Source organism: Brucella thiophenivorans (assembly GCF_002252445.1).
GTDB lineage: Bacteria > Pseudomonadota > Alphaproteobacteria > Rhizobiales > Rhizobiaceae > Brucella > Brucella thiophenivorans.
This window is the reverse complement of the sequence record NZ_NNRJ01000019.1, coordinates 464952-478285: the sequence shown is the minus strand read 5'-3', so window position 1 is coordinate 478285 and position 13334 is coordinate 464952. Positions and strand designations below refer to the sequence as shown.

The window sequence follows — 13334 nt, the reverse complement described above, 5'->3', positions numbered from 1 at the left end:
CCATAATTCATTAGAGACACGGCATGACCAGCGAAAATTTTGAATTCAAAGTGCTTGCGCGTGATGGCGCGGCGCGTCAGGGCGAAATCTCCATGCCGCGCGGCGTGGTGCGTACGCCTGCCTTCATGCCGGTTGGTACAGCCGGAACCGTCAAAGCCATGTATATGGATCAGGTAAAAGATCTTGGTGCCGATATTATCCTTGGCAATACCTATCATCTGATGCTGCGTCCGGGTGCGGAACGCGTGGCTCGCCTTGGTGGTCTGCATGAATTTGGCGGTTGGAAAGGTCCGATCCTTACGGATTCTGGTGGCTTTCAGGTGATGTCGCTCGCGCAGTTGCGCAAGATTGATGAAACGGGCGTGACTTTTCGTTCGCATATTGACGGCAAAGCCTATGAAATGACGCCGGAGCGCTCTATCGAAATTCAAGGCCTGCTCGATAGCGATATTCAGATGCAGCTTGATGAATGTGTGGCCCTGCCATCACCTGAAAAAAACACCGAACGCGCGATGGAAATGTCGCTGCGCTGGGCAGAACGCTGCAAGGTGGCGTTTGGCACACAGGCTGGAAAGGCGATGTTTGGTATCGTGCAGGGTGGTGACAATGCGCGCCTGCGTGAGCGTTCGGCTGAAGCATTGAAGGCGATGGACCTCAAAGGCTACTCCGTTGGTGGCTTGGCGGTTGGTGAACCCCAGAACGTCATGCTCGAGATGCTCGAAGTGGTTTGTCCCATTCTGCCTACAGAAAAGCCACGCTATCTGATGGGCGTCGGCACACCGGATGACATGCTGAAATCGGTGGCCCGCGGTATCGACATGTTCGATTGCGTGATGCCAACGCGTGCTGGTCGTCATGGTCTGGCGTTCACGCGCTTTGGCAAGGTAAATCTGCGCAATGCGCGTCATGCCGATGATCATCGTCCGCTCGATCCAGAATCAAACTGCCCGGCGACGCGTGATTATAGCCGCGCCTATCTGCATCATCTGGTCAAATCAGGTGAGGCACTCGGCGGAATGCTGCTGACTTGGAATAATCTGGCTTATTACCAATATCTTATGCAGGGCATTCGTGCAGCCATTGCGGAAGGCCGTTTTGAGGATTTCGCGGCTGAAACGACAGCCGGATGGGAGAGGGGCGACATAGCAGCCCTTTGATTTTTCAATAATATTTAAGTTTAAAAAAACGCGCCTTAGAGCGCCGATCTGATTTCATCAGATCGGCGCTCTAAGGCTTTTTATCTTAAGCATAATCTTATCGATCCTCATTTCACTCTGGTCGGATCATGCTCGAATCAGGGCGCGGTTTATTGTCTGCACGAAATATAATTTCTACAAAATAACGCTATGCAATCGATTACATTTGTGACTACAATCGATTTCATCAAGTTCTATGGGAGGAGAGCATGGTTAAACTGACAAAAGGACTTCTGTCGGCTGTCGCTGTTTTGGGACTGACCGCATTTTCCGCTCACGCTGAATCTTATAAGATCGGTTTGAGCAACGGCTGGGTTGGCAGCGAATGGCGCACCCAGATGATCGACGAAGCCAAGGAAGCCGCTGCCAAGTGGAAAGAACGCGGCGTTGATGTCGAGGTTGTGGTTCAGAGCGCCAATGTCGATGTGCCGGGGCAGATTGCTCAGGTTCGTAACTTCATCAGTCAGGGCGTTGATGCAATCATCATCAACCCGAATAGCCCGACTGCTTTTGATCCGATTTTCAAGCAGGCAGCGCAGAAAGACATTCTGGTCATTGCGACCGATGCTGAAGTGTCTTCAAAAGATGCGATTTATATCGGTATCGATCAGACAGATTATGGGCGCAAGGGTGGCGAATGGCTTGCCAAGACGCTTGATGGCAAGGGCAATGTTGTTGCAATCAATGGCGTTGCAGGGCATCCGGCAAACCAGATGCGCGTCGATGGCTATAAGGATGCGTTCAAAAACTATCCCGATATTAAGATCATCAATGAAGTGAATGCCAATTGGGATCAGGCACAGGGCCAGCAGGCCATGCAGAACCTGCTTGCAACCTATCCGGACATCAACGGCGTTTATGTTCAGGATGGTATGGCAGCCGGCGCGTGGCGGTCGATCATTGATGCCAAGAAGACGGATTCTATTGCGGCGACCGGTGAAATCCGCAAAGACTTCCTTGATCTGTGGAAGAATGACAAGCTGAACTCTGGTGCAGCCGTTAATCCTCCCGGCGTGATGGCAAGTGCGCTGAATGTCGCCGTGCTGAAGCTTCAGGGCAAAGAGTTCAAGGAAGAGCCGTCTGACGGCCAGTACAAGAACGCGCATTATCTTGAAATTCCGTTCATCGATTCCACGAACTTCGAGGAGGTCTACAAGGCGATGGACGGCAAGCCGGGCTACTATTCCTACACCTCGACATTGTCGATCGAAGACGCGGAAAAGCTCTTCAAATAGGATTCCGTGAGGCCCGGGTGCATTTTGCGTCCGGCCTCATCGCTTAAGCGACTGCATTGTGGGGTGCTCAGCGATAAAAACGCTGGAGGCGTTCGATTGTTCGCGCCCTGCTTCGCCATACCGGAAAAAAGATATGACTGAACTCATCATTCGTGGTGTCCGTAAAGCCTATGGAGCCACACTTGCGCTCAAGCGTGGCGATCTCGATTTGAAGTCGGGCGAAGTCCATGTGCTGATCGGTTCAAATGGCTCTGGCAAAAGTACGCTCTGTAAAATCGTTGCAGGAAGTGTGCGGCCGGATGAGGGTGAGGTTGTGCTCAATGGCCAGCCGGTAACAGTTTCAGGCCCGCGTGCCGCGCGCGCGTTGGGTATTGGCATTTTCTATCAGGAACTTAGTCTGTCAGCGCATCGAAGTGTTGCGGAGAATATTTCTTTGGCCGACTTGCCACGCAAAGCCGGGATTCTGGTTGATCGGCGTTCTGTCGAAGAACGTGCGGAAAAATATATTTCCTTATTTAAAGGCGTGACAGGCGATGATTTTTCCGCTGATGCGCCGGTTAATAGTTTGCGTGAAGACCAGCGGCAGCTTGTCGAAATCATGAAAACATTGGCGAGCGAAGCGGCGATCCTGATTTTTGATGAGCCGACATCGTCGCTTGATCGTTCGCAGGCGGAACGTTTTTTCGAAGTGCTGCGTGAACTGAAAGCGCAAGGGCGCGCTATCGTTTTCATATCACATCGCATGGATGAAATTTTTGCGATTGGGGATCGTGTGACCGTCATTCGTGATGGTGAGACGATTGCCACGACGCATATCTCTAGCATCGATCAGGCTGGTATCGTTAGCCAGATGGTGGGCGAAGCGCCAGGAATGCAGGCGGGGAAAGCGCCGGTTGATGCGTTAGCAGCCATCCGCGGGAAAACGACGCTTACTGCGTCGCAAATATCTGGCAAGCATTTTCATAATATTTCTTTCGAGGTTTCGGCAGGTGAAATTCTTGGTCTGGGCGGCTTGCACGGTCAGGGACAATCAGCGGTTCTGCGCGCGCTTTTTGGCGCTTCGCAAATCAATGCTGGCACGGTGACGTTGAACGGCAGGACCATCACGGTGAGTTCTCCGCGACAGGCCATTCGCCAAGGCTTTGCCTATGTGTCGGGCGACCGCGTGCGCGACGGTGTGATAACTGGACGCCCGATTATCGAAAACCTGTCGCCGGTGCATTTTCTGCGCGAGCGTATGCATTTGGTGAGACCTGCTAATCTCAAAGAAAAAATTTTGCCTGCATTGCAGGCAATGCAAACCCGCTTTGCCAGCCTGTCGCATCCGATCAGTTCACTTTCCGGCGGCAATCAGCAAAAGATCGTCATTGGCCGCTGGCTTATCGACCGACAACAGGTGCTTCTGCTGGATGACCCCACAAAAGGCATCGATCTGTCCGCGAAAGCCGATCTGTTTGCGCTGATCCGCAAGCTTGCATCCGATGGCATGAGTATTATTCTCTATTCATCAGAGGATAGTGAATTGCTGGATAATGCGGACCGTATTCTGGTGTTTAATGGTGGGGCTGTCACGCGCGAACTGACTGGAGGCGAGCGCACGCGTTTCAACCTCTACCGCGCTGCATATGAGGCTGCATGATGTCAATTGATATGACAAGTTCCACGCAATCCGGTGCGCTTAAACGTCTGATGACGCATTTTCCATTTTTCCCGTCCTTGATTATTCTTGTAGCACTACTGGCCCTGAATGGATTCTTTGAACCAAACAGTCTTAGCTTTGGTTCACTGACCGGTCTTATAAGCACCTATATGGCCTTGGTGCTGCTCGCGGTTGCGCAGACTTATGTGGTGTTTTCCGGCGATATTGATCTGTCGGCTGGCAGCATTGTTTCTCTGGTTAATGTCGTGATTGTGGTCCTTATGGAACGCTGGGGCGGTGGGGGATTTCAGGTTATTCTTGCCTGTCTGGTGGGGATTGGGGCCGGTGTTCTTTGTGGCATCTTCAACGGTATCGCCATTGCTGCATTGCGGCTTCAGGCCATCGTTGCAACTTTTGCGACCAGTATTTTCTTTACCGGAATTGCGCTCTGGATATTGCCGGTTGCGGGCACGCCGGTGCCGGAAATCTATTGGACCATCTATACGTCAGAATATTTCGGTATTCCCTTTGTGCTTTACGTGTTGGTTGTGGCTCTTCTTGCTGTTGGTTTTCTGGCGCGCACTGCCCTTGTCACGCAGATGCTTTCAGTCGGCGATAATGCCAATGCTGCGTTCCAGTCGGGTCTTCCGGTCACGCTCATTCGCATTAAAGGCTATGTGATCTGCGGTTTCTTTTCGGCATTGGCCGCACTTTGCATTTCTGGTGATACGGCCAGCGGTGATCCGCTTGTCGGCGGAAAGATGACGCTATTCAGCGTTGCTGCCGTGGTGCTGGGCGGAACAGCGCTTGCAGGCGGTGTCGGCAGTGTCGTCGGCTCGGTAATTGGTGCCTTTATTATCGGACTGATCAGTTCTCTGGTGTTTTTCGTCGGTACCCCATCGGAATGGCAAAACCTTGTTCAGGGCTTAGCGATCCTTGTTGCGCTGATGGTCGGGATTATCGTTTCCAGAAAGGCAAATGCATGACAACGCAGAAAGATACTGCCAGCCTTTCGATCATGTCACTGCTTCGCCAGCCGCTTCTGATCGCAATACTTCTGATTGTGGCACTGCTGACCTTGGGCGAGATGCTTTCTCCGGGTTTTGCGAGCGAGCAACAAATTTTGCGCTTGCTCATTGTTGCGGCTTTGCTTGGCATTGTGGCTGCGGGTCAGAATCTGGTGATTTTGGGTGGGCGCGAAGGCATTGACCTTTCGGTCGGAGGCGTGGTTTCGCTTGCTGCCATTGTTGCGGGTAACATGATGGATGGCGCTAATGGCGGCATCATCCCAGCCTTGTTTTTAGCACTTCTTGTGGGCGGATTGTTTGGTACGGTCAACGGCATCGGTGTTACCATTCTGCGCATTCCACCTCTGGTCATGACGCTTGGTATGCTCGGGGTTTTGCAGGGTCTGCTTGTGGTTATCCGCAACGGTGTTCCATCGGGGCGCGCCGCACCGGGACTCACGTCCTTCGTTACGCAGCCGTTTCTGCTTGGTCTGCCTGGTATTTTGTGGCTGTGGATCGTGATCGGCCTTTTCATGGCTTTCATGCTTTATCGCACGGTTTTCGGCACGCGGATTTTTGCCATCGGTTCCAATGAACATGCAGCCTATATGGCAGGTGTCCCGGTACGGCTTATTCGCATCAGCCTGTTTACCTTATCGGGAATGTTTGCAGCTCTTGCGGGTGTGTGTCTCCTCGGCTATTCCGGCTCCTCATTTTCCAATGTGGGTGAGCAATATATGCTTCCGTCCATCATAGCGGTCGTATTCGGCGGCACACCGCTTTCGGGCGGAAAGGGCGGGTATACCGGCACCATGGCGGGAGCGGTTCTACTCACTGTTCTTCAAAGCATTCTTGTGACAGTGAATATCGACGAATCCGGGCGGCAGATGATTTTCGGCGCAACGCTGTTGGTTCTGATGCTGTTTTACGGCCGAAGCCGGTCGATGAGAGGCTGATTGTAGGTATATGACTATGTATGAACGGTCGAGGATCAAGGACATTGCAGACCGGGCCGGTGTGTCGACGGCGACAGTTTCGCGTGCGTTGAGCGGTTCCGGCCTTGTGGCAGAGGCGACTGAAAAGCGTATTCGCGCCGCAGCATTAGAGCTTGATTATCGCCCGAATATTGCTGCGCGCAATTTGCGTATGCAGCGTTCCATGGCAATTTTGCTGGTCGTACGCGACGTGTCAAATCCGTTTTACCTTGAAATATTTAAGGGTGTGGAAGCAGAAGCGCGTGCTGCGGGTTTTTCGGTCTTGATGGGAAACGCCAATAATGATCCGCTGCGTGCTGCTGAATATTTTGAGATGCTTCAAGATGGTCATGCAGATGGCATGATCCTGATGACGGGCGCACTTGGTGACGAAGCCGTGCGCAGTCTAAAGGGACCCGTTCGCAAGCCGCTCGTGGTCGCGCTTGAACTGATCGAAGATCTCGACGTGCCGAATGTCCATATCGATAATCGCAAAGCGGCCTACGAGGCTGTGCAGCATTTGATTGGTCTTGGTCACAGACGCATTGCGCATGTGCAGGGGCCGATGCCTGAATATATGAGCATTATGCGCCGCGAAGGCTATCAGGCAGCAATGGCCGATGCCGGACTTTTGGTTGCCGATGGCTATGATCTGCCCGGCGATTATACCTTGGAACGGGGGCAATCCGCTTGTCGCGAATTGTTTTCGCGTAAAGATCGACCGACTGCGATTTTTCTGGCCAATGATGAAATGGCAATTGGCGCAATCAATGAATTGCGCAGGCTGGGATTTTCGGTGCCATCGGATGTTTCGATCATTGGCTTTGACGACATTTTTCTAAGCGAAACATTTTATCCGCCGCTTACAACGGTCAGCCAGCCGCGTGACGAGATTGGGCGTGAGGCCATGCGGATGCTTTTGAAACTCATATCCGGGGAAGCCAATACGCTGCCGTCGCGCCAGCTTGAAACCACGCTGAGCATTCGCGGCACCACAGGCCCAGCCCCAGCAGACTGATCATATTCGGGAGGAATACATGACGACATTGCCTAAAGAGCGACTGCGGATCGGCTTTATCGGTTCCGGCTTCATCGCACAGTTTCATCTCCGCTCGATGATCGGTGTGCGCAATATTGATGTTGTCGCAGTCTATAGTCGCGATGAACAAAAGCGGTCGCGCTTTGCCAGACTTGTTTCCGAGCTTGAACTGGGTGATTGCCGCTCGCATGCAACGCTTGAGAGCATGCTTGCCGATGAAAATGTCGATGCAATCTGGGTGACATCACCCAACCATACGCGTCTCGATATTATGCGCGTTATTCATGCAGAAGTGAAAGCAGGGCGGTCGAAAGTTTTTGCGGTTGCCTGTGAAAAGCCTCTTGCGCGAACGGTTGGCGAGGCGCGCGAGATGCTGCATCTCGCCGAAGATGCTGACCTTAACCACGGCTATCTCGAAAATCAGGTTTTCTGTACGCCGGTGGCGCGAGGCAAGGAAATTATCTGGCGCAGAGCGGCTGCAACAACCGGCAGGCCATATCTGGCGCGAGCGGCCGAAGAGCATTCTGGTCCGCATGAGGCATGGTTCTGGCAGGGCGACAAACAGGGCGGCGGTGTTTTATCGGATATGATGTGCCATAGCCTTGAAGTTGCGCGGCATCTTCTGACGCCACCTGATGCAAAGCGCAACACGCTGCGGGTTAAGTCAGTCAATGGAACGGTTGCCAATCTCAAATGGACGCGTCCGCATTATGCCGATCAGCTGCGTGCGCGTTATGGTTCGGGCGTCGATTATCGCAACAGGCCATCCGAAGATTTTGCGCGCGGTGTCGTGGCGCTTGAGGATGAGGACGGCAACGAGCTGATGATCGAAGCTACAACCTCATGGGCTTATGTGGGTGCCGGATTGCGTATCCAGCTTGAACTTTTAGGGCCTGAATATGCGCTTGAATACAATTCGCTGAATACGGGTCTGCGCATTTTTATGTCGCGCGAGGTCAAGGGCGGTGAGGGTGAAGATCTTGTTGAAAAGCAAAATGCCGAACAGGGGTTGATGCCGGTGTTGGAAGATGAACCGGGTGTTTATGGATACACCGATGAAAATCGCCATATGACCGAGTGTTTTAGAAAAGGCATAATACCTATTGAAACATTTGCAGATGGTCTTGCCGTGGTAGAAATGATGATGGGGCTCTACCTTTCGGCTGAAACAGAAAAAACAGTGCATTTTCCCGCACCAGAGCTTGAGAACTATGTTCCGGTGGTCGCCAGAGCATTTTCCAGCAAGAGTGCCTAGCAATTTTGCATAGAACAATGCGATAAGGTAAATAGTTAGAACCTAACGATTTCAGCCGGCTTCGAGTAGTTTCCCAAGCCGGCAGATCACTGAGTGCCGCTCGTCATCGCTTACGATGTCACAATCGAGCAGCCGACTGCATTCCAGCCCTGCAATCGCAAGATAGGTCACCAGCACAAGATCGCGGTCGGTCGCATCATTGAGCATCCGATCAAGCACCGATCGATGATAATGGCGTACTGGAATCATAAAATCTGGATTTTCGACCATAGCCGCCAAGATTCCACTGGCTGGCGGTTCGTCATCAGCTTGAATACGGAACACATCGAAAAACGCGCGAGCGATAAGGTTTTTGTCGCCGTGTTGCAGACTTTCCTGCACCTCCATGGCGCGTTCGTGTTCTTTCATGTATTCTTCGACAACAGCCTCAAGCAACTTTGCTTTGGTTGGAAACGAATAAAGCAAACCGCCCTTGGAGAGGCCAGCACGTGCGGCCACAGCATCAAGCGAGATATGTGCCGGCCCGACTTCTTGCGCGAGTTCGACTGCCGCGCGTAAAATGCGCTCTCGCGAAGAGATCTTATTCTTTGTCGACAATTCCTCAAGGTCTCCTGACAGTTCAATAGTTGACAATACCGTCCAGACGGTACAGTTATTTTCGATAGATATTCAAGTAAAATACGTGCGACCAAATTGTGAGGAACAAAAGGCACGCACATTAACGACGCCCTGGAGTGCATCGGCAATGATCAAACGCCTTATTCTGGCAATAATCTTTCTCGTGATCGTCGTGGGAGGGCTCGTTGGCTTCAACCTGTTCAGGGAAAAGGCCATTAAAGACTTTTTTGCCAATATGAAACAGCCTGCTCAGACCGTTTCAACGATCACGGTAGCGCCCTCTTCATGGACTCCGGGTATTGAGGCCATTGGTACTGCGAACGCAAAAAATGGTGTTGATCTGACAGTTCAGCTCAATGGCATCGTCCAGACAATAAATTTCAAAGCCAATCAGGACGTTAAGCAGGGCGATGTGCTTCTTGAAATGGAAAGCAGCATCGAGAAAGCTGACGTGGCTGCGGCAAAAGCTGAATCGGTTCTTGCCGACCAGAACCTGAAGCGTGCTCAAAGTTTGCGGACCAGCGGGTTTGGTACTGTTTCTGATGCCGATACAACCGAAGCTACGGCCAGTGCAAAGAAAGCCGCTGTTGTGAAATCTCAGGCCGTTCTGGACCAGAAAATTGTTGTCGCACCTTTTAACGGCATCATCGGTATCTCGAAGGTCGATCTTGGTCAGTATCTCACACCAGGAACAGTAATTGCGACCTTGCAGCAGGTCGATACTATGCGCGTCGACTTCACAATTCCAGAACTGTCGTTGCCGATGATCAAGCTTGGTCAAACGATAAAGCTTGGTCAAGGAATGGATGCGCTCGATTTTACAGGTGTAATTACCGGTATCGATCCGAAGATCGATCCATCGACGCGCCTTGTTTCTGTTCGTGCCGAGGTTGAAAATCCCGATCACAAGTTGACGCCGGGTCAATTCGTGCAGGTTCGTGTTGAACTTCCGAAGGAAGACAACATTATCACTCTGCCACAGACGACAATCGTATCAAGCCTTTATGGCGATTACGTCTTTGCCGTTCGACCTGCCGAACAGAAGGAAGGCGAAGAGAGCAAAGAAGGTGAAAACCTTGTTGCACAGCAGGTCTTCGTGAAAATTGGACGCCGTTTTGGCGAAGTTGCTGAAATCACCAGTGGTATCAAGGAAGGCGATGTCGTTATCACGGCTGGCCAGAACAAGCTTACTGCCGGTATTTCGGTGAAGATCGACAATGCTGTGAACCCGATTCCTCAAGCGGATAAGAAATAGGCGCCAGAGATGAGCTTTTCCGATATTTTCATCCGGCGACCTGTCCTTGCGACTGTCGTCGCACTCATGATCATTCTCCTCGGTTTTCAGGGGATTGCGCAGCTATCCGTCCGTGAATATCCAAAGGTGGATGAAACAGTTATCACCGTTTCAACCACTTATGCGGGTGCAAGTGCCGAGCTTATTCAGGGCTTCATCACCGCTCCGATTGCTGAAGCCGTCGCTACCACTGAAAACATCGATTATGTGACCTCATCCAGCCGCCAATCATCGAGCACGGTGACTGTGCAGATGAAGCTTGGTGCAAATCCGGATGCCGCACTCACAGAAGTCATCGCCAAGGTCAATCAGGTTCGTGGAAAACTGCCCGATGAATCTGATGATCCAGTGATTTCGAAAGGGACGGGTCAGAACTTTGCGACGATGTATCTCGCAGCGCAAAACCCGAATATGACGGGCGAGCAGATAACCGAATATCTTGAACGCGTTATCCAGCCACGTATGTCCACCATTCAGGGTGTGGCAAACGCGGAAATTCTTGGTGGTCAGGTCTATTCGATGCGTATTTGGCTGGACCCTATCCAGCTTGCCGCAAGACAGATAACCGCGCCGGAAGTTCTGGCTGCGATCAAGGCTTCGAACTTTCTTTCGGCGCCAGGCAAAACGAAGAACGAATATGTTTCTTCCTCCATTACGCTTGAATCCACATTGCAGACCCCTGAAGCTTTTGGTGCTATGCCAATCAAGTCTTCCGGCGATGATATTGTAAGATTGCGCGATGTTGCGAAGGTCGAGCTTGCGGCTGCGAGCACCGATACGATCGTTGCGTTCAATGGTTCTGCCGGTACGTTTCTGGGTGTATTTCCAACACCTGCTGCTAATCCTATCGACATGGCCAATGCTGTGCGCAAGGAGCTGCCATCAATTCAGAATTCATTGCCTGAAGGCATGACGATTGTTCTGGTTTACGATGCGACGGAGCAGATCAGTTCGTCCATCGATGAAGTGTTCACAACAATTGCCGAAGCGGTCGCCATCGTTATTCTGGTGATTATCGTCTTCCTCGGATCGTTCCGTTCGGTTCTCATTCCGATCGTGACCATTCCGATCTCGCTGATTGGCGTGTGTTTCTTCCTGTATATTCTTGGTTTCTCGATCAATCTTTTGTCGCTTCTTGCGATGGTTTTGGCGATTGGTCTGGTGGTCGATGACGCCATCGTGGTGCTTGAAAATATTCACCGTCATATCGAGGAGGGATTGCGTCCTATGGATGCGGCCTTCAAGGGCATGAAGGAAATTACCGGCTCTATTATCGCGATGACGATTACGCTGGCTGCGGTGTTTGCACCTCTCGGATTTACCGGCGGTTTGACCGGTTCGCTGTTCCGCGAATTTGCCTTCACGCTCGCAGGTGCGGTTATCATTTCCGGTATTGCTGCTTTGACAGTCTCGCCAATGATGTGCGCACGCTTGCTCAAGCATGGTGAAGCAACGCGATTCCAGAAGTTCATCGATAAGACATTTGGAAAGCTTGAAAAATTCTATCACCGTATGGTTTCAGGATCGCTGAATTATCGGCCCGTAACCTTACTGATCGTTATTTGCCTGGTTGCTCTTACTGGCTTCCTCTTTACGAAAACCTCAAGTGAACTGGCACCCGAAGAAGATTCAGGCGCGCTGTTTGCGCTTATCAATGCGCCGCAATATGCAACTTCGGCTTACACCGATCTTTATGCGCGTGAAATTGATGAACTGACCAAAGATACGCCGGATATTAAAACACGCTTTCAAATCGTCGGTATGGATGGTGGCACCAATTCCGGGATTGCGCTCTGGGTACTGAATGACTGGAGTGATCGCAATCGCTCGCAGAAACAAGTCCAACAGGATCTAACTGAACGAATGTCGAAAGTGGCAGGCGTCCAGTCGTTCATCTTTGCTCCGCCTTCGCTTCCGGGTACCGGCGGTGGATTGCCAATTTCCATTGCTCTGCAATCAACTGGCCCTGCGGATCAGGTTTTTGCGCTTGCTGAAGAAATCAAGAACGAAGCGCAGGCAACTGGCCAGTACATCATCGTTCAGAACTCTCTGTCGTTCAATTCGCCGCAAACGACGATCTCTATTGATCGTGATCGGGCTGCGACGCTTGGTGTTCAGGTCAGCGACATTGGTTCTACCCTGGGTCTGCTCACCGGTGGTGCATCGGTTGCAAAATTTGACCGCGATTCAAACAGCTACGACATCATCACGCAGGTGCCGGATGTCTATCGTTCGAACCCGGAAAAGCTTGGTGAGTTCTATGTTCGCAGTCTTTCTGGAGAAATGGTCCCACTTTCGGCTCTCATAACCATCAATCAGAGTGGTGCTCCTGCGGCGATTGAGCAGTTTAACCAGCTTAATTCAGCTACGATCTCGGCGCTTCCATTGCCAGGTGTTACAACCGGACAGGGCCTGCAAACGCTTGTTGATCTGACGAAATCCAAGATGCCGGAAGGCTTCTTCCTCGATTATTCGGGACAGTCGCGTCTTGAAGTGGAGCAGGGCAACACGATCCTGATCGCCTTCGGCCTTGCCGTTATAGTGATCTATCTTGTGCTGGCTGCACAGTTTGAAAGCTTCCGTGATCCTTTTATTATCATGATGTCGGTTCCGCTTTCGATCTTCGGCGCTATTGTTCCGCTTAATCTGGGTCTGGGTACGCTCAATATCTATACACAGGTGGGTATGATCACGCTTGTGGGGCTTATAACGAAGCACGGCATTCTGATGGTCGAGTTCGCCAATCAGCAGCGTCGCCTGCATGGGCATTCGCGTCGTGAAGCGATTATCCTTGCTGCCGAAACTCGCCTTCGCCCGATCCTGATGACAACGGCTGCTATGGCGCTTGGTGTTGTACCGCTGATTCTTGCGAGCGGCGCGGGTGCTGCGGCACGGTATTCGATGGGTCTGGTTATCTTCACCGGCATCACCATCGGTACGATCTTCACGCTGTTCGTCGTGCCGATGTTCTATACGTTCATTGCCGAGAAGGACGTGGAAGGTGAGTATGTTCCAGAGAAGGAGGATGGCAGTCAGCCTGCTCCGGCCTCTCATCACTGAAACTTGTATTGAATAAT

The 13334-nt window shown here is 51.7% G+C and carries 10 protein-coding genes; 9 read left to right on the top strand and 1 reads right to left on the bottom strand.

Annotated elements, in window-relative coordinates; all coding sequences use genetic code 11:
• The first annotated feature begins 23 nt into the window (after nt 1-23).
• The 7 genes from tgt (at nt 24) to CEV31_RS11765 (ending at nt 8345) form a co-directional block, all read left to right on the top strand.
• A complete protein-coding gene (gene tgt / locus CEV31_RS11795) occupies nt 24-1157 on the top strand; it encodes a tRNA guanosine(34) transglycosylase Tgt (protein ID WP_094507207.1) in 1134 nt (377 codons plus the stop codon).
• A 248-nt stretch (nt 1158-1405) separates the two neighbouring features.
• On the top strand, nt 1406-2431 hold the full coding sequence (locus CEV31_RS11790; RefSeq protein WP_094507206.1) for an ABC transporter substrate-binding protein: 1026 nt from the start codon (nt 1406-1408) through the stop codon (nt 2429-2431).
• 133 nt (nt 2432-2564) lie between these two features.
• On the top strand, nt 2565-4070 hold the full coding sequence (locus tag CEV31_RS11785) for a sugar ABC transporter ATP-binding protein (RefSeq protein ID WP_094507205.1): 1506 nt from the start codon (nt 2565-2567) through the stop codon (nt 4068-4070).
• Nucleotides 4070-5056 (top strand): ABC transporter permease, encoded by a 987-nt coding sequence (locus CEV31_RS11780; RefSeq protein WP_094507204.1) that lies wholly within the window; start codon nt 4070-4072, stop codon nt 5054-5056. Before CEV31_RS11785 ends, CEV31_RS11780 begins: the two co-directional genes overlap by 1 nt.
• The gene (locus CEV31_RS11775; RefSeq protein WP_094507203.1) at nt 5053-6033 is read left to right on the top strand and encodes an ABC transporter permease; all 981 of its coding nucleotides are present in this window, start codon (nt 5053-5055) and stop codon (nt 6031-6033) included. The genes CEV31_RS11780 and CEV31_RS11775 overlap by 4 nt, the downstream gene beginning before the upstream one ends.
• Nucleotides 6034-6049: 16 nt before the next feature.
• Nucleotides 6050-7069 carry a LacI family DNA-binding transcriptional regulator gene (locus tag CEV31_RS11770; RefSeq protein ID WP_094507202.1) on the top strand — a complete coding sequence of 340 codons (1020 nt, stop codon included), beginning with the start codon at nt 6050-6052 and terminating at the stop codon, nt 7067-7069.
• 19 nt (nt 7070-7088) lie between these two features.
• Nucleotides 7089-8345: a Gfo/Idh/MocA family protein gene (locus CEV31_RS11765; RefSeq protein ID WP_094507201.1), complete on the top strand. Its 1257-nt coding sequence runs from the start codon at nt 7089-7091 to the stop codon at nt 8343-8345.
• Nucleotides 8346-8396: 51 nt separating this feature from the next.
• On the opposite strand, the gene CEV31_RS11760 is transcribed toward CEV31_RS11765, so the two are convergent.
• Nucleotides 8397-8942 carry a TetR/AcrR family transcriptional regulator gene (locus CEV31_RS11760; RefSeq protein WP_094507360.1) on the bottom strand — a complete coding sequence of 182 codons (546 nt, stop codon included), beginning with the start codon at nt 8940-8942 and terminating at the stop codon, nt 8397-8399.
• 148 nt (nt 8943-9090) lie between these two features.
• Here CEV31_RS11760 and CEV31_RS11755 point away from each other — a divergent pair, with 148 nt between their 5' ends.
• Together CEV31_RS11755 and CEV31_RS11750 are read left to right on the top strand one after the other, a co-directional pair.
• The gene (locus tag CEV31_RS11755; protein WP_094507200.1) at nt 9091-10218 is read left to right on the top strand and encodes an efflux RND transporter periplasmic adaptor subunit; all 1128 of its coding nucleotides are present in this window, start codon (nt 9091-9093) and stop codon (nt 10216-10218) included.
• Nucleotides 10219-10227: 9 nt separating this feature from the next.
• The gene (locus CEV31_RS11750) at nt 10228-13317 is read left to right on the top strand and encodes an efflux RND transporter permease subunit (RefSeq protein ID WP_094507199.1); all 3090 of its coding nucleotides are present in this window, start codon (nt 10228-10230) and stop codon (nt 13315-13317) included.
• Nucleotides 13318-13334: the final 17 nt, after the last annotated feature.